The following is a 16,477-nucleotide window of genomic DNA, read 5'->3' on the forward strand; positions in this document are numbered from 1 at the left end:
AATGGCATTGACGAAAGCTGAGATGGCCGAAGCGTTGTTCAATCAGCTTGGATTGAACAAACGCGAAGCGCGCGAACTGGTAGATATGTTTTTCGAGGAAGTGCGCACGGCGTTGTCGAACGGGGAGCAGGTCAAATTGTCCGGGTTTGGAAACTTCGATCTGCGAGACAAGAATCAGCGGCCTGGCCGCAATCCGAAGACGGGTGAGGAAATTCCAATCAGCGCAAGACGCGTGGTGACTTTCCGTCCGGGCCAGAAGCTGAAAGCGCGGGTCGAGGCGTATGCTGGAAGCAAAGAATAACGACGAATTACCACCGATTCCGGGCAAACGCTACTTCACCATCGGAGAAGTGAGCGACTTGTGCGGTGTGAAGCCGCACGTATTGCGCTATTGGGAGCAGGAATTCCCGCAGCTCAAACCGGTAAAACGTCGCGGCAATCGCCGCTACTATCAGCGCCAGGACGTGATTGTCATCCGGCAGATCCGCAGTCTGCTGTACGAACAGGGGTTCACCATTGGCGGCGCTCGCAACAAGCTCAATGGCGACGACGCCCGCACAGACGTAACGCAAGCCCAGCAGATCGTGCGCCAGGTTCGCACGGAACTCGACGATATCCTCAAGATCCTGCGTCGTTGACGTTACTGCCGACGCTTGGTGTCGGCGGATTGGGAGTACTATGTCCATCGGTCGGAGCGTGGCGCAGCCTGGTAGCGCACTTGCATGGGGTGCAAGGGGTCCCGAGTTCGAATCTCGGCGCTCCGACCAAATATCCAAACGCAGGTAAATCCGCACGGAATTCCTGCCGTTATCTGTAAACAACGACGTTATCGATTTCGCTCTCAGTCAGACCGGGCAAGCCATCAATGCTGGTGAGATTGTTGCGTTTCAAATAGGACCGCAGCGCCGCGTCGGACGTGCGCGATAAGTATGTGTCGCTGTCCTCGCGCGACTGCAGAAAATTCATCAATGGCACGCCGTATCCGCAGGAGCTGGCCACGCGCTCCACCTGAATACGCATGACGGCCCTGGTGGTGCCACTGCGGGGAAATAGCTCCAGATAGGACCGGAATTCCCGATGTGTCGGTTCCAGTACCTCACCTCGACCATGTACGCGCACGATTAGGGGCGACCCTTCAAAGGCACACGCCATGATGACGATGCGATGGTTTTCGCGCACGTGTGCGATCGTCTCGACGCCAGAGCCTGCGCCATCGCGATAGATGACCTGTCGCGGACTGACCACACGCAGGGAATTGCCACCCTTCGGCGACAGGTTGACGAAGCCGTCAGCGGCGAGCGGCGCGCTGGCTACGAAAAAAAGTGGCTGAATCTCAAGCCAAGCTCGCAAACCGTCGTCAATTTCCTGCAATACCTGTCCCATGGCATACCCTCGCTTGTCTGGTTTCCATATAATCTGCCGATGCCAACCTACGAATACCACTGTTCTGCCAACGACCGCACCGTGGAAGTGCGGCACGCGATGGCCGAGATCCTCACCAATTGGGGAGCACTCTGTGAGCGCGCCGGCCTGGATCCGGGTCCGACACCTGCCGCCGCGCCGGTGGTCAAATTGATCAGCGCAAGCGCGGTTCTGTGCGGTGCAGGAGCATCGAATGGCAGTCTGCCAGCGTCCTGCGACATGGGGCAGGCATGTTGTGGTGGCGGCTGCGGCCAGCCAGCGAACTGACCTCTCGCGCACCTGCATAGCTGCAAACCAGGCCGACGTCGGCAGTTGTAATGCATATGCGACTGCTGCGCTCGAAGGACCTAGCCGGATTGTTGTCGCCAACCGAGCTGGTCGCGGCGGTCGAGCGGGCGGCCCGTGCCGCAGTCGGCCACAACGCCGTCGTGCCGAGGCGGCAACACTTTTCGTTTGGCGATAACTCATTGCTGTGCATGCCGGCCGCGTGGGCGGATCGCATTGGGGTCAAACTGGTGACGGTGGCGCCTGGCAATGTGGCGCGCGCCGAACCACTTGTAACCGGTGTAATGATCTTCAACGATGCCAAGAGTGGCCATCCGCTCGCTTTGCTGGATGCAGGGCAACTGACGGCGTTGCGCACAGGCGCGGTTGGCGCTCTGGCAATACGCGAGACCACCCCTGCAGACCTTGTCCGCGTGGGTGTGATCGGGGCCGGCGTGCAGGCGATCTCGCATGCCATCTTCGCGACCTGCGTGCGATCGGTGAGGCAATTGGCGTTCTATGCGCGCTCGCATGCGTCGGCCGAACGGTTCGTAGCCGGCGTCGAGGGTCACCTCGAGGGCATCGAGCTGATTCGCTGTGCCAGCGCTCACGAGGTCATTTCCAATTCGGAACTCATAATCACCGCAACGAATGCAAGCAAGCCTGTACTGCCGGACGATCCCCGATTACTGGCTGGGCGTCATTACCTTGCCGTAGGTTCATTCAAGCCACAAATGCGCGAACTGCCAGCGGGACTTTTCCAGCACGCGCAAAACATCGTGGTCGACTCCGACGCAGCCTGCGAGGAAAGTGGTGATCTCGTCGGACCGCTTGCCGAGTCCCTTCTGCCCAAAAATGCGGTTATTCATCTCGGTGAATTGCTCGAGGGTCGGCGGGAAATCGACCGATCCGGGACTACGGTCGCCAAGACGGTTGGTCATGCGTTGTACGATCTGGCCGTCGCGAAGGCGCTGGTCGAGGCCGCCGAGAACACTCATGTCGGCCTGGAATTTGAAATGTGAGTGATTTTTCAAAGCCCGATCCGCAGCAGATCGCCGCAAGCTGGCGGGCACCCATGGGCTGGCTGCGCATTACGTCGATCGACATGCATACGGCAGGTGAGCCGCTGCGGGTTTTCACGTCTGGACTACCGCACCTGGAAGGGCGAACCGTCCTGGAAAAGAGACGTGACTTTCGCGAACGTTTCGACTCGCTGCGCGCGTCGCTCATGTGGGAGCCGCGTGGTCACGCCGATATGTACGGTGCCGTCCTGAGTACCTCGGAGGATGCGGATCTCGATGTATTTTTCATTCACAACGAGGGCTATAGCACGATGTGCGGTCACGCCATCCTCGCGCTTGCCAAGCTCGCCGTCGAATGCAAGATCGTGACAGGCCCGGTCGTGACATTCAGCACGCCGGCCGGGCAGATCACCGCCAACGCTACCGCACAGAATGGACAAGTGATGGAGGCGTCGTTTCGAAATGTCCCGTCTTTCGTGCTGTTGCGTGATATCCCAGTGGAATTACCGGGATTTTCTTCGGTAACGATCGATGTCGCCTACGGTGGGGCGTTCTATGCCGTCGTGCCGGCAGCGAATCTTGGCCTTGCACTCGACGTCGGCAATTATTCGAACATCATCGCGATGGGCAGGCGCATCAAGCAAGCCGTCATGTCCCGTTACCAGATCCTGCACCCGATTGAACCCGAATTAGGGTTCCTCTATGGCACGATTTTCACCGGCCCGGCAGCGCAAGCGGGTCATCACAGCAGGAATGTCTGTGTTTTTGCGGACGGCGAGGTCGATCGCTCCCCGACTGGAACCGGTATCAGCGCGCGCGTGGCGCTCGGTATTGCACGCGGCGAACTCGAGCTGAACGAGCGGATAACCGTCGAGAGCATTCTGGGCAGCACAATGACCGTCGCGGCCGTGGAGGAGGTTACCTACGAAGGACGTAATGCCATTGTCCCGGAGGTCAGCGGCAGCGCCTACTTCACCGGCCGACACGAGTTTTACATTGACCCGACAGATCCATTGCGAGGCGGATTTCTGCTGCGATGAACGCGCCGCACGCTTGAATCGGTGATGCACAGTGTACTGTCAGTGAGCAAGTCCATTACGTCCCTACGGATTCAACAATGAAGATCCAAGCCGCCGTATGTCGCGACGCCAGTCGCCCACCAGGCATTGAAACGCTGCATCTGGACACGCCCCGACCCGACGAAGTGTTGGTGCGCATCCTGGCCTGCGGCGTCTGCCACACGGATCTATTCGCACCTCACCGGTTTTTGCTGCCTGCCGTATTCGGCCACGAAGGCGCAGGAGTCGTCGAGAAGGTTGGTGCAGCCGTAACGAAGGTGCGGCCCGGTGATCGGGTCGTATTGACGTTTGGGTCCTGCGGCGCCTGCCGGCGGTGTGGTGCGGGCGATGTTGCGTACTGCGAACGCGGGCACGATCTGCAATTTGGTGGCTGCCGCCCCGACGGCAGCCCGACAATGCACGACGCCAATGGCCTGGCTGTGCACGGCGCTTTCTTCCAGCAATCATCGTTTGCAAGCCACGCCTTGGCGACGGAACGCAACGTGGTCAGGATTCCGGACGAGCTTTGCTTCGAGCAGGCGGCCCCCCTTGGGTGCGGGATACAGACAGGCGTCGGCGCGGTCCTTAATACGCTACGGGCCGTCAGCGGCAGCAGCATTGCGGTTTTCGGTACTGGTAGTGTCGGGTTGTCGGCGATTCTGGGCGCGGTACTCGCCGAGTGCGAGACGATCATTGCGGTGGATATTCGCGACAACCGATTGGATCTTGCAAGTGAGCTCGGCGCGACCCATGTGATCAATGGCCGGGAAGGGGATTTGGAAGCCCGCGTCCGAGCCATCACGGGCGGTCGCGGCGTCGATTACAGCCTCGAATCGGCGGGCCAAACCGAAACCTTCAAAGCCGCGATCGCCGCGTTGGCCCGAAAAGGCCATTGCGCCATGGTCACGGTCCCGAAGCTGGGTGCGCCGTTCGAGTGGTCTCCGCTCGACCTGTTATTGCGGGCAGGGCGCCTGGTGGCATGCATCGAGGGAGACAGCGTGCCGGATCGATTCATTCCACAGCTCGCGGCGTGGCACCTGGACGGCAAGCTACCCTACGATCGATTCTGTCGAAACTATTGCTTCCGTGACATTCAGGCGGCGTGGTCCGATGCCGAGAGTGGCGCTTGCATCAAGCCCATCATTTGCATGTCATGATCACAGCCCCGGAACGTGACAGCAGCGCCCAATTCCAGAGGTGGCGAACCGAGCGTGCTAGCGTCTCGCGAATCCGATGGCGGCACAAAGCCATGCGAGCATCAGCGACGACCCGCCGAAAGGCGCCATCATGCCGATTGCGCGCGGCGCTCCAAGAGTCGTGGCGTAGATGCTGCCGCTGAACATCACCATCCCGGCGAGCAGCAAGGCCGAGGCCACGGTCAGCCAGCCGTTTGAACGCGTCAGTCGTTCTCGAATGAGTGCGACCAATGCAAGCCCTAGGGAATGGACGAACTGGATCTGAACGGCAGATTCATAGGCCGCGTAGCGAGCCTCGGACACAGCTTCCTTGAGGCCATGAACGCCATAGGCACCGAGCGCCGTCGCAATGCCGAGCGACAGTGCCGCTGCTACCAATAACCAGCGTGGCGCGAGCATCCGCCGAGTATAGCTCAAGCAACCCCGTATACCAGTGCGATATGGCGCTCACAGTCCGAGGCTGCCAAGCAAATCGTCGACACCGGACTGGTCGCTGACGCTTGCCTCGTCGTTGACCCCGGGAATTGCGGGTCCGGCGAGTTTTCTTTCCGCATCGGCCTGACCGGATCGCGGGCGGGTCTTGAGGCCACTGATCTCAACGAGATCGCGCAATGCGCATTCGAGTTGTTCCACAAGTGTCATGACGCTGCGAATAATCTGGCCTGTCAGGTCCTGATAGCTCTGCGCAAGCAACAATTCGGAATGAGTCTGGCGCAGCTCGTTCATCGCATCGACGGTTCGCATCAGGAACCCCTTTGCCGCAGATGCCTCATCCATCGCAGCGAGTTGGCTCGCCTCGTGCGCAACGGCTTCCACACGCGGCGCGCATCGCTCCACAAGGTCCAGCGTTCGATGTGCCGCTTCGTCGGTGAGCTTGATGACCTGGGCAAGTCGATGACGCGCATTCGGAACTTCTTTCTCGGCGAGGTCGACGAGTCGGGAATCATCACAAAATTTCTTCAGCGCTCTTGCGATATCCGTGGCCACTTCGCGCACACCACGATTGAAGTGAAGGTCCTGGGCTTCATTGAAACTCGCAAGTGCGTCGACGAAGTCCTGCGGGTTTTCGCTTGCGCGCGCAGCGCAAAGCGAATCCAGGAAAGGCGACAGCGAGCTGCGCGGATCCCTGTCGTTTTTCATGTCACTTGGCCGGGGCGCGTGAGGCGAAGATCTTGTCGATCTTCTCCTTGAGGATGGCGCCGGTGAAGGGTTTGATAACATACCCGCTGACGCCCGCCTGTGCGGCTTCAATTATCTGCTCGCGTTTCGCCTCCGCGGTCAACATGAGCACGGGCAGATCCTTGAGCGCACTGTCAGCGCGTACCTTGCGCAATAGATCGACGCCCGGCATTCCGGGCATGTTCCAGTCCGTTATCAGAAAATCGAATTTGCCGCCCTGGAGCATGGGCAGCGCGGTCAAGCCGTCGTCTGCCTCCGAGACATTGTTATAGCCGAGGTCATTGAGCAGCCCTTTGATGATACGGCGCATTGTCGAAAAATCGTCGACAACCAGGATGTTCATTTTCGGAGAGGCAGCCACTCGATTCCTCGCTTTCTAGCATCTGCCGCCGCTGCTCACGGCGCGTCTCGGGTATCGGCTTTGCCAGCTCGTATCTTGAGGTAAATGCCGAGCGCGGTAGGCAATGCGTCAAAAGTACGGCGCCTGGCCTGCCGGTCGCTTTGAAAGCGTGACCGCTGTCACAGGTTGGGGCGGCACGCCATTTGCAACCCGACACGCAGGAAGATCCCAGGCCATGTCAGAAAATCCACAAAGATCCGGCGTCGAACGCGCCGCAATTCTGCTCATGACGCTCGGCGAGCAGGATGCCGCGTCGGTGCTCAAACAGCTCGACCCCAAGGAAGTGCAGCGCGTCGGGGCGGCCATGGCGCAGCTGGCCGCGGTATCGCGTCAGGAAGTCAGCGCCGTTCTCGATCAGTTCAGTGGAGAACTTGGCCAGCAGTCCAATGTCGGACTCGATTCGAACAATTACCTGCGTAAAGTCCTCAACGAAGCTCTTGGCGAGGACAAGGCCAATTCGGTGGTCGACCGGATTCTGGGCAAGCGAAGTAGCAGCGGTCTCGAGGCGCTCAAGTGGATGGAAGCCAAGTCGGTCGCGGAGATGCTTCGTTTCGAACACCCGCAGATCATCGCAACGGTGCTGTCGTACCTTGATTCCGACCACTCGGCCGAAATACTGAACGGCCTTCAGGAGACTACCCGCGCAGATGTCATTACGCGCATTGCAACCTTGGACGGGGTACACCCCTCGGCACTGAGCGAACTCGATCAGGTGCTCGAACGGCAGTTCTCCGGCTCGAACGCGACCAAATCCTCGGGATTTGGCGGGCCCAAGGTGGCCGCCGACATCCTCAATCTTGTTGGGGCGGCAAGCGAGGGGAAGATCATCGAGGCAATAACGCAGGTGGACGAGCAACTTGCGCAGAAACTGCAGGATCTCATGTTCGTATTCACCGATCTGGTCAGCATCGATGATAGAGGAATGCAGGAACTTCTTCGCGAGGTCCCCGGTGACAAGCTGGTCCTGGCCCTGAAGGGTGCGGACGAGGACGTGAAACAGAAATTCTTCAAGAACATGTCGGAACGAGCCGCCGGAATGTTGAAAGATGACCTCGAGTCCAAAGGCCCGGTCAAATTGAGCGAAGTCGAAGGCGCGCAGAAGGAGATCCTGCTGTCAGCTCGCAAGCTTGCCGAAGAGGGTCGAATCCAGCTGGGCGGCAAGGGCGGAGAGGAATATGTCTGACCCTCATCCTTGCGAACTTCTTCTTGCGCCGCAGTCACAGGGGAACAGGCCATGACAGGCGACGCAGAGGTACTCAATCAGGACGAAATCGACGCTCTCCTCAAGGGCGTCAACAACAACGAGGTGCCCGTCGAGACGGGCACCACCGTCGAAGGCGAAGTTCAGCCTTACGATATCGCGACGCAAGTGCGAATTGTGCGTGGTCGCATGCCGACGCTCGAGATGATCAACGATCGATTCGCGCGGTTGCTCCGTATAGGCTTGTTCAACATGATGCGTCGCGCGCCGGAGATCGCCGTTGCTCCGGTTACGGTCGTCAAATTCAGCGAGTACATCCAGACGCTCCACGTCCCGGCGAGTCTCAACCTCGTGAAATTGCAACCATTGCGGGGTACAGGGTTGTTCATGCTCGACGCGAGACTCGTATTCACATTGGTGGACAACTTCTTCGGCGGCACAGGCAGGCATGCGAAGATCGAGGGGCGTGACTTCACGAGCACGGAAAGTCGCATTATTCAAATGGTGCTGCGCCAGGCGTTTGCGAATCTGCAGGACGCGTGGGCGCCCGTGAACCCACTGAAGATCGAATTCATGAATTCCGAGATGAATCCGCGATTCGCCAACATCGTCAGTCCGTCGGAAGTGGTCGTGGTTACGTCTTTCAATATCGATCTCGAAGGAGCAGGCGGTGAGCTGCACGTTGTCATGCCCTATTCGATGCTGGAGCCGATACGTGAGATTCTCGACTCCGGGATTCAAAGCGATCGCACGGACGGCAATGACAATTGGAGCAGGGCACTGCATGAGGAAATCGAAGACGTCACGGTCAAGTTGGTGCCGCTGCTGGGCCATACAACCGTGACCGTCGAGGAATTGCTTTCGCTTAATCCGGGAGACGTCGTTCCCTGCACGTTTGATGGCCAGGTGACGCTGCTCGCGGAAGGCTTGCCCATCGTCTCAGGCACCTATGGTGTCTCGCGCGGCCAACAGGCCGTCAAGGTACAGAATTGCCTGATCAGGCGTTCGCCAACGGATTCGTTATCTGCAACCGGGAGCGCCAAATGAACGCTCGCACCGCGACCAGGACCCCCGATCTTGAACGGCTGTCCGCCGACCATGGACGCCAGGGCAGCGAGCGATTCGTCGAGATGAAGGATGTGCTCGATCTTCCGGTCACGGTGACCATGGAGGTCGGGCGCACCCGTCTGACGATACGCGAATTCCTGCAATTGGCCGTCGGTTCGGTTGTTCCGCTCAACAAGGACACGTCCGATGCCTTTGATGTACTCGTCAACGGCGCGCTACTGGCGCACGGCGAGGTGGTCCTCGTGAACGAAAAGTGCGGCATACGTCTCACTGACGTCATCTCGCCGACAGAGCGCCTGCGGCGATGCAGCACTGACTGAATCCGCGTTCTCTCGCCAAGCACGGAACCATCCTCAAGATCCATTTTGTGACGCCGTTACATAAGCGGTACGCCCTCGATGGTGGGCGGCTCGTGTCACATTGGACGAGGCAGGAATACTAGATGGCAATGCAGCAGGTGGAAGCCATGGGTACGGCAGTCGCACTGTCGAATGAGCAGGCTTTGATTGCCGATGCTCTGCAGCAGGACCTCGATGCCGAGTCGGTCGAGATACTCGGGTACCCCGAGATCGCGATGCGTATTCACCGCGCGCTAGCCAAGGAGCATATCAACACCAATGAAATCGTGCGCCAGGTAGCGACCGAGCCCGTCCTGGCCGCCCGAATCCTGCAGATAGCAAACTCCGCGGCACTGAACCCGCGCGGCGAATCAATTGTCGACCTGCGTACGGCGGTGTCCCGGGTAGGAGTCAACTTGTTGCGAGGTGCGGTGGCGGCACATGCCATGCGTCAGCTGCGATCGAACAAGGAGCTCGTTGCCGTTCGCGGGAATATTCGCGATGTCTGGCAGAAAAGCGTCGTTGTCGCGGCGATCAGCGATGCCATCGCGCGGCACGTGGGCGGGATCAACCCCGATACGGCACTGCTGGCGGGTCTATTGCACAACGTGGGTGAACTCTACGTGCTCGTGAAGTGCGCGAAGCATCCCGAAGTGATTCTCGACAAGACCGCATACGGTACTTTCGTGTCGAACTATGGCGCGCCGTTGTCGGTGAAATTGCTGCAGGGTTGGAAGATCCCGGATTCCCTGGTGGAAGCTGTTCAGCAACACGTCGATCTCGGGCGCAGCGTAGTGGGAAGTGTACCCAGTCTCGCCGATGTATTGGCTCTCGCTGTTACGATCAATACGTATTCGCAGGATGTAGAGCAGCTCGACCTGGCGCTTGCGACCATGCCTGTCCTGCAGCGATTCAAGTTCGAAGCGGGCTATTGCCGGGCACTGGTTTGCCACTCCGAAAGTTCGATCGGCGAGATTATCGACGCACTGGGCATGTAGCCTCGCCGCGGGCTCAATCGTCGGGCTGGTCGCGATCGCGGTGCAGTATTTCGGCCCGTACGTCCGTGATTTGCCTGGCTCGCGATGGTCTCGCTCCGGCACAGCGATTGTCACGGGGGCAGCTGTTGCTGCGCGGACAGATGATTCTGGCGGGGTGCTCCAGCGCATCGAGTATCCAATCGATGTTCAGCACCTTCGCTGCGCCCTGCAGCGCTGCCACGGTTCCGGCGCGCAAGGGCGCTTCGCCATGGTGTTTCTGGCAGTCCGTCAGGACCTCCTTGACCATCGCGTCCGTGTCGATGCCATTCGAGTGCAGCACGGGCAGGCAATCGACGCCGACCGAGAGGACGTGCGGATTGCCGGCCATGTCGCGGGTCCGCATGGAGTGACAACAGTAGAGCAGGGACCGCTCGCCGTCGCGCAATACGGAAATCTGGGAACCACTTTGCTTGCGGTGATCATCGATCATCCTGAACACCGCCCAATGCGGGCAGGGATCGGTGACCTGCGCCATGTTTCCCCATGGCAGTGGGATGCCGTTGCCCCGATACACCGCGCGCAAGTATCCGGGAGGATAGGCATCGAAGAAATGCCAATAGGGGTAGGGCGACACCTTGGTCATGCGGCGCATGACGACCGCTGGGGTCAGTCCAAGCTTGACGCCCTCGTCTATCCGGTAACCGACACTCGCGAGATAACGTCGAAAGGGCACCTTGGGACACAATAATGCGCCAGCGAAAAACGTGCATTCGAAATCCCGCCAGGCATGCAGCACATCGTTGGCATCCAGGCCGCCCGAGTGCACCGAACTCTCCGGACTTCCACCCATCTCGCCGCCGGTGGCATGGGCCGATTTCAAGCCGTCGCCGCCGTGCAGGATCTTGTGGCCGATATGTGCCGCAATGTCGAATTTGAGGCGCGCGGGATCGGAGCGCAGCGCCTTGTTGATATAGATGTCATTCGGTGCTTCGTAAAACGACCGCACCATGCTGCGAACTTCCCTGGACTCATCCCGCACGAGTACGGGCTTTCGTTCGAACCAATGCAAGTTCAGTCCGTGTCGGCTGGCGAGCTCGAGCAGGTCGTCCACTGAAAGCGGAAACCGTCTCTCGCCAATGCTCTCAGCCGCCCGTTCCAGGTCAGGAAAGTCATTATGTGACAACTCCTGGTGCGAGCGAATGAGCAGATGAGCAAACTGGCGACCTGACGTGCCCGTCTGGGCCAGGAGCTCCGGCAGAGCCGCTTGCAGCAGTTCCTTGGAGAACAAGAACCCCGGCTGGAGGGGCAGGGCCGATACCGGTCCCGAGCGCCCGTCACGCGGGATCTCCGGTACGGCACTCTCATCCAGGAACCAGCCGCGATCACGCTGCAATACGGCTGCGAGCAGATCCAGGACGGCCTCAGAGGGTACACGACGGCCCGTCTCGATCATGCTGAGGTAGGACACCGAGGGCGCCTGGGATGCGTCATGATGGACACATCGTGCCGAGAGTTCTTCGAGTGTCAGGCCATGCAGTTTGCGCACTGCCCGCAACTTGGTGCCGAGAAAATGGCCTTTTCTAAGTAAGGCTGACATTTGTGAAATTTACAATGTGAAATTTTTGTTGTCAAATTTCACCCAATTTGGCGCTATGCTGACCTCACTCGCAGGACGCAGGAATCGGAACGACCACCATGAGCAACAATCGTAGTCATCCTGGCGCTGCTGATCTCGACCGGGTCTGGGCGGAAAGCCCGCGCTGGCGCGGTATACGGCGGGGTTATCAGGGCAAGGACGTCGTGCGTCTGCGCGGCACCATTCCGGTCGAATATTCAATCGCGCGCTTCACCGCCGAAAAACTCTGGCGCTACGTCAACGAGAAACCATTCGTGAACGCCCTTGGCGCACTGACCGGCAACCAGGCCATGCAGCAGGTAAGAGCGGGGCTTGACGCAATCTATCTTTCGGGCTGGCAGGTAGCGGGTGATGCGAATCTCGCCGGACAGATGTACCCGGACCAGTCGCTGTATCCTGCTGATTCGGTTCCGGCAGTGGTGCGTCGCATCAACAATACTTTGCGGCGGGCGGACGAGCTGACCCACGCCGAGGGTGACGATTCCGTCGACTGGCTGAAGCCGATCGTCGCCGACGCGGAGGCCGGATTCGGCGGTGTATTGAACGCCTTCGAGTTGATGAAGCAGATGATCGATGCCGGTGCAGCTGGCGTGCACTTCGAGGATCAGTTGTCGTCTGCCAAGAAATGCGGCCATATGGGTGGCAAGGTGCTGGTGCCGAGCCAGGAGGCCGTGAACAAGTTGATCGCTGCGCGCCTTGCGGCGGACGTGTGCAATGTACCGTCAGTGCTCATTGCACGCACGGATGCCGAATCGGCGAATCTTCTCACTTCCGACGTCGACGAGCGCGATCGACCGTTCATCGATGCGAGCAAGGGTCGCACGGCGGAAGGTTTCTTCCACGTCAAAGCGGGGCTCGACCAGGCAATTGCCCGCGGCCTCGCATATGCCCCCTACGCGGACATGATCTGGTGCGAGACCGGGCATCCCGATCTCGAGGAGGCACGCTATTTTGCCGAAGGCATCCACCGACAGTATCCGGGCAAGTTGCTGGCCTACAATTGTTCGCCGTCGTTCAATTGGAAACGCAAGCTCGACGATGCCACGATCGCGAAATTTCAACGCGAGCTCGGCGCGATGGGCTACAGGTTCCAATTCATCACGCTGGCAGGATTCCACGCGCTCAATTACTCCATGTTCGAGCTCGCGCGTGGTTACCGCGACTCGCAGATGACTGCCTATGTGGCGTTGCAGCAGCAGGAATTTGCGGCGGAAAGCGTCGGGTACACGGCGACAAAACACCAGCGCGAGGTCGGTGCAGGTTATTTCGACGACGTTACTCAGACCGTCACGGCAGGCACATCCTCGCTGTCGGCCCTCAGCGGTAGCACCGAAGAGGAGCAGTTCGCCAAACAACGCGCCTGAGGCGGCATCAATTCGCCCATTGTGAAGGGCGTCGCCGCTCTTGTGCCGCCAAGTCATCGATCAGGCGTTCGAGCAGGGCCCGATGTGCGGCGACGCGCGTAGTTAGCGGCAAGGCGCGCGCCGGTGTCTCGAATACCAGAACCGTTCCGGCATTCGGTCCGGCAATGCTGTGACCGTCGCGAACCAGCGACCCCGCGCTCATCAATTCGTCGATCGAGCTGTCGACGACCGGACCGATGAGCCCACCGCTTATCGCTTCTCCGAAGCGTGTCGTACCACTCTGGCGGATGGGAATGCCTTTGTCGCGAAGCACGGCGACAGCAGCCTGCGCAAGCGGATCGACCTGCCCCAGGCGACCCTGCGAATAGACGTAGCCCTCGTCGATCAAATTGTCCTCGTGCAGGTCGATGCTGACACGCGGCGGGTAGCGGGCAGCGGTGGTTACGACATACTGCGTAAGTGCTGCCGCCTCCAGGCTCGACGGTGCCACTTCGCGAGGCCGGGTCAGCTCATCAGCGCGTGCGAGCCAGTGCGAGGAGTCGCCGACACTTTGGCCGGCAATGGCAGGATCATACTGGGCCATGTTCAGGTAACGCCAGCTGCGCACATAGCCGTGTGGATTGCAAAGCGGAACGATGACCACCGGCTGGCGCCTGCCAAGGGATGCAAGGCGCTGCACGACGCCCGCCATGGCGTTGGGACCCGCAGGCTCTTCACCGTGGATGCCCGTGAAGAACCAGGTCGCTGGCCCGCTTCGTGGCGTGCGCAGCGCAATGATGGGCAACGCAGCGGTCGTGCCCTCGGGATGAGACCAGGCGATGATATCGAGTTGCCATCCTTGGTCGAGCAATGGTTGATACGCACCGAAAAGCGAATGGATTTCCCGACGCCCGTCGCTCGCCAGCATGACCACATCGGCAGGCGCAAGGCTACGCAGGTGCTGCCGTCCGACGGTGCCGCACGCGCCTAGCGCGAAGAGCGATATCGCCACGATCAGCCGTGGCTGCAGATATGCATTTTTCCGATACATCATGACGAGTCGCCTCGCTGAGCGTATCCAATCGGCCGCGCTGCCGATTATAGTGCGAGTGCGGCCCCTGGCCGAATACGCATGAGGAGACCTGGACAATGTTGACCTGGGGTATCGACATTGGTGGTTCCGGCATCAAAGCTGCATTGGTTGACACGCTCACCGGTCGCCTGATGACACTGCGGCAGGAAGCCCCGCTGGCGCCCGGCATGAGCTGGGAAGAACTGCTTGGCGTTTTGGCGCGATTAACAGAGGAGCAGCACGCAAGCCCGATCGGCATCGCATTTCCAGGCGTCATCCAGAACGGGCGCATCCTGACGACGGCACATGTGAATCGATCGTGGTTTGGCAGGGACTTGGCTGCCGCGTTGGCAGCCGATCACGCCGGGCCGGTAACCGTGCTGAATGACGCCGACGCCGCCGCACTGGCCGAGATTCGATTGGGTGCCGCCAAGGGTCGCAACGGGTCTGTCCTCGTCCTCACCCTGGGAACGGGAATCGGGAGCGCACTGATTCGCGATGGTGTCCTGTGGCCGAATACCGAACTCGGTCACCTGCAGGTCGACGGTATGGAAGCCGAGGCGCGCGCGTCGGGGCGGAGCTTGCGCGAGAAACGTCTCGAATTGTCGGCTTGGGCAGCCGAATTGAACAAGGTGCTTCGCGAATATCACCGTCTCATGTGGCCGGACACGATCGTGCTGTGCGGCGGCATCACCGAGCGCGCACAAGACTTCGTGGCGGCACTGGACGTGACCGCAACCGTCCTGACTGGCCGATTTCGTGCTGATGCCGGAATCGTGGGTGCCGCGCTCGCCGCAGCGGCGCAATGAACCGGGCGGTGGCCACAGTTCAGTTGCGTATTACGACAGTCGCGAACGAGCGTCCGAGTTTCGGTAGAGTGCGTCGGACAGCATGACCCCCAAGACGCTTTTCGAGAAAATATGGCAGCAGCATGTGGTCCGGCAGCTCGACGGCGATGCATTCCTGCTGGCCATCGACCGGGTTTTTCTGCACGAGAGAACCGGGTCTGTCGCGCTCAACGAACTCGAGCGCGCGGGACGACGCGTGCTCGACCCGAAGCGCGTGTTCTGCACGATGGATCACATCGTCGATACGTTGCCCGGGCGTTCTGACCACACACTGGTACCCGGTGGCGACGTGTTCATCCGAAGCACGCGCGCCGCAGCGCGAGCTGCCGGAATCAGACTGTTCGATGTCAATGACAGCGACCAGGGAATCGTGCATGTGATTTCACCCGAACTGGGCGTGGTGTTACCGGGGTTGACGCTGGTGTGCCCGGACAGTCACACCTGCACGCAGGGTGCACTGGGTGCCTTCGCCTGGGGTATCGGTTCTACGGAGGCCGAGCACGCACTGGCGACAGGCACGTTGCGTGTCAGCAAACCACGCACAATGCGTGTTTGGGTGACTGGACAGCTGCGAGCCGGCGTCAATGCGAAAGACCTTAGCCTGTTGCTGTTATCGCGCCACGGTGCAGCTGGCGGGCAGGGATACGTCGTCGAATATGCCGGTAGTGCCATCACCGGCATGAACATGGAGTCGCGACTGACGCTATGCAACATGGCGACCGAGTTCGCAGCCGTCAGCGGGATTATTGCGCCGGACGATACCACCTATGAATACCTGGCTGGGCGACGTTATGCGCCGCGCGACGCGCAATTTGCGCAAGCCGTGGCTGCGTGGCACAAGTTGCCTGGCGATGACGCGGCAGGTTTCGACAAGGAGCTGACCGTCGATGCATCGGATCTCGCTCCCATGGTGACCTGGGGTACGAGTCCGCAGCACGCCGTACCCATCGGTGCTGCGGTGCCTGATCTGGCTCACAGCAGGGCGACGCCGGAGAGTTTTCGACGAGCCCTCGAGTACATGGGCGTAGCACCCGGCACGGCGATGAGCGAACTGACGGTGAATGCCGCATTCATAGGCTCATGCACCAATAGTCGATTGCCGGATCTGCGCGCGGCGGCGCGCCTGCTCGCGGGTCGCAAAGTGGCCAAGGGAGTCAAGGCGATATGCGTGCCAGGATCGTCTCACGTCAAGCGTGCCGCAGAGGCCGAGGGGTTGCATCGCGTTTTCCAGGAAGCCGGTTTTGAATGGCGCGAGTCGGGTTGCTCCATGTGTTTCTTCGCAGGCGGCGAGAGTTTCGGCCCGAAGGCACGCGTAATCTCGACGACCAATCGAAATTTCGAGAGCCGCCAGGGACCAGGTACGAGGACTCACATCGCGAGTCCAGAGACCGTAGCAGCGAGTGCCGTAACTGGCCATATCACCGATCCAACGACGTTTGCGGTTGAGAATTGA

At 60.1% G+C, this 16,477-nt stretch carries 19 protein-coding genes and 1 tRNA gene; 14 read left to right on the top strand and 6 right to left on the bottom strand.

The window, feature by feature from the left end:
* The first annotated feature begins 1 nt into the window (after window position 1).
* From ihfA to R3E77_08780, 3 genes are all read left to right on the top strand, one after another.
* Window positions 2-301 (top strand): integration host factor subunit alpha, encoded by a 300-nt coding sequence (ihfA, locus tag R3E77_08770; GenBank protein MEZ5499504.1) that lies wholly within the window; start codon window positions 2-4, stop codon window positions 299-301.
* Window positions 282-638 carry a MerR family transcriptional regulator gene (locus R3E77_08775; protein ID MEZ5499505.1) on the top strand — a complete coding sequence of 119 codons (357 nt, stop codon included), beginning with the start codon at window positions 282-284 and terminating at the stop codon, window positions 636-638. Before ihfA ends, R3E77_08775 begins: the two co-directional genes overlap by 20 nt.
* A gap of 52 nt (window positions 639-690) precedes the next feature.
* A tRNA-Pro gene (locus R3E77_08780) sits at window positions 691-767 on the top strand.
* A 40-nt stretch (window positions 768-807) separates the two neighbouring features.
* On the opposite strand, the gene R3E77_08785 is transcribed toward R3E77_08780, so the two are convergent.
* Window positions 808-1,383 carry a pyridoxamine 5'-phosphate oxidase family protein gene (locus tag R3E77_08785; protein ID MEZ5499506.1) on the bottom strand — a complete coding sequence of 192 codons (576 nt, stop codon included), beginning with the start codon at window positions 1,381-1,383 and terminating at the stop codon, window positions 808-810.
* 39 nt (window positions 1,384-1,422) lie between these two features.
* Here R3E77_08785 and R3E77_08790 point away from each other — a divergent pair, with 39 nt between their 5' ends.
* The 4 genes from R3E77_08790 (at window position 1,423) to R3E77_08805 (ending at window position 4,923) form a co-directional block, all read left to right on the top strand.
* Window positions 1,423-1,689, top strand: coding sequence for a hypothetical protein (locus R3E77_08790; protein ID MEZ5499507.1), 267 nt, complete (start codon window positions 1,423-1,425; stop codon window positions 1,687-1,689).
* Window positions 1,690-1,745: 56 nt separating this feature from the next.
* Entirely contained in the window at window positions 1,746-2,708 is a 963-nt protein-coding gene (locus R3E77_08795; protein MEZ5499508.1) for an ornithine cyclodeaminase family protein, read from the top strand.
* The gene (locus R3E77_08800; GenBank protein MEZ5499509.1) at window positions 2,705-3,748 is read left to right on the top strand and encodes a proline racemase family protein; all 1,044 of its coding nucleotides are present in this window, start codon (window positions 2,705-2,707) and stop codon (window positions 3,746-3,748) included. Before R3E77_08795 ends, R3E77_08800 begins: the two co-directional genes overlap by 4 nt.
* Before the next feature lie 77 nt (window positions 3,749-3,825).
* Entirely contained in the window at window positions 3,826-4,923 is a 1,098-nt protein-coding gene (locus R3E77_08805; GenBank protein MEZ5499510.1) for an NAD(P)-dependent alcohol dehydrogenase, read from the top strand.
* Window positions 4,924-4,980: 57 nt separating this feature from the next.
* Here the strand turns inward: R3E77_08805 and R3E77_08810 are convergent, their stop codons facing one another.
* Genes R3E77_08810 through R3E77_08820 form a run of 3 tightly spaced genes read right to left on the bottom strand, consistent with a single transcriptional unit; the run spans window position 4,981 to window position 6,484 of the window.
* A complete protein-coding gene (locus tag R3E77_08810) occupies window positions 4,981-5,361 on the bottom strand; it encodes a DUF423 domain-containing protein (GenBank protein ID MEZ5499511.1) in 381 nt (126 codons plus the stop codon).
* Window positions 5,362-5,409: 48 nt separating this feature from the next.
* The gene (locus R3E77_08815; protein MEZ5499512.1) at window positions 5,410-6,102 is read right to left on the bottom strand and encodes a protein phosphatase CheZ; all 693 of its coding nucleotides are present in this window, start codon (window positions 6,100-6,102) and stop codon (window positions 5,410-5,412) included.
* A 1-nt stretch (window position 6,103) separates the two neighbouring features.
* A complete protein-coding gene (locus R3E77_08820; protein MEZ5499513.1) occupies window positions 6,104-6,484 on the bottom strand; it encodes a chemotaxis response regulator CheY in 381 nt (126 codons plus the stop codon).
* Window positions 6,485-6,716: 232 nt separating this feature from the next.
* Here R3E77_08820 and fliG point away from each other — a divergent pair, with 232 nt between their 5' ends.
* From fliG to R3E77_08840, 4 genes are all read left to right on the top strand, one after another.
* Complete coding sequence (gene fliG, locus R3E77_08825) at window positions 6,717-7,724, top strand: flagellar motor switch protein FliG (protein ID MEZ5499514.1); 1,008 nt, start codon at window positions 6,717-6,719, stop codon at window positions 7,722-7,724.
* Window positions 7,725-7,775: 51 nt separating this feature from the next.
* A complete protein-coding gene (gene fliM, locus R3E77_08830) occupies window positions 7,776-8,789 on the top strand; it encodes a flagellar motor switch protein FliM (GenBank protein MEZ5499515.1) in 1,014 nt (337 codons plus the stop codon).
* Complete coding sequence (gene fliN, locus R3E77_08835; GenBank protein ID MEZ5499516.1) at window positions 8,786-9,130, top strand: flagellar motor switch protein FliN; 345 nt, start codon at window positions 8,786-8,788, stop codon at window positions 9,128-9,130. Before fliM ends, fliN begins: the two co-directional genes overlap by 4 nt.
* 122 nt (window positions 9,131-9,252) lie before the next feature.
* Window positions 9,253-10,146 carry an HDOD domain-containing protein gene (locus R3E77_08840; GenBank protein MEZ5499517.1) on the top strand — a complete coding sequence of 298 codons (894 nt, stop codon included), beginning with the start codon at window positions 9,253-9,255 and terminating at the stop codon, window positions 10,144-10,146.
* Between the two features lie 13 nt (window positions 10,147-10,159).
* Here the strand turns inward: R3E77_08840 and R3E77_08845 are convergent, their stop codons facing one another.
* The gene (locus R3E77_08845) at window positions 10,160-11,722 is read right to left on the bottom strand and encodes a DUF3612 domain-containing protein (protein ID MEZ5499518.1); all 1,563 of its coding nucleotides are present in this window, start codon (window positions 11,720-11,722) and stop codon (window positions 10,160-10,162) included.
* Between the two features lie 98 nt (window positions 11,723-11,820).
* On the opposite strand from R3E77_08845, the gene aceA reads away from it, so the two are divergent.
* Window positions 11,821-13,125 (top strand): isocitrate lyase, encoded by a 1,305-nt coding sequence (gene aceA / locus R3E77_08850; protein ID MEZ5499519.1) that lies wholly within the window; start codon window positions 11,821-11,823, stop codon window positions 13,123-13,125.
* A 7-nt stretch (window positions 13,126-13,132) separates the two neighbouring features.
* Here the strand turns inward: aceA and R3E77_08855 are convergent, their stop codons facing one another.
* Window positions 13,133-14,158 carry a hypothetical protein gene (locus R3E77_08855; protein ID MEZ5499520.1) on the bottom strand — a complete coding sequence of 342 codons (1,026 nt, stop codon included), beginning with the start codon at window positions 14,156-14,158 and terminating at the stop codon, window positions 13,133-13,135.
* Window positions 14,159-14,253: 95 nt separating this feature from the next.
* Between R3E77_08855 and R3E77_08860 the strand changes: the two genes are divergently transcribed.
* Complete coding sequence (locus R3E77_08860; protein ID MEZ5499521.1) at window positions 14,254-14,985, top strand: ROK family protein; 732 nt, start codon at window positions 14,254-14,256, stop codon at window positions 14,983-14,985.
* A gap of 82 nt (window positions 14,986-15,067) precedes the next feature.
* Window positions 15,068-16,477, top strand: coding sequence for a 3-isopropylmalate dehydratase large subunit (locus R3E77_08865; GenBank protein MEZ5499522.1), 1,410 nt, complete (start codon window positions 15,068-15,070; stop codon window positions 16,475-16,477).

It is taken from the genome of Steroidobacteraceae bacterium (genome assembly GCA_041395505.1).
Classification (GTDB): Bacteria; Pseudomonadota; Gammaproteobacteria; order Steroidobacterales; family Steroidobacteraceae; genus JAWLAG01.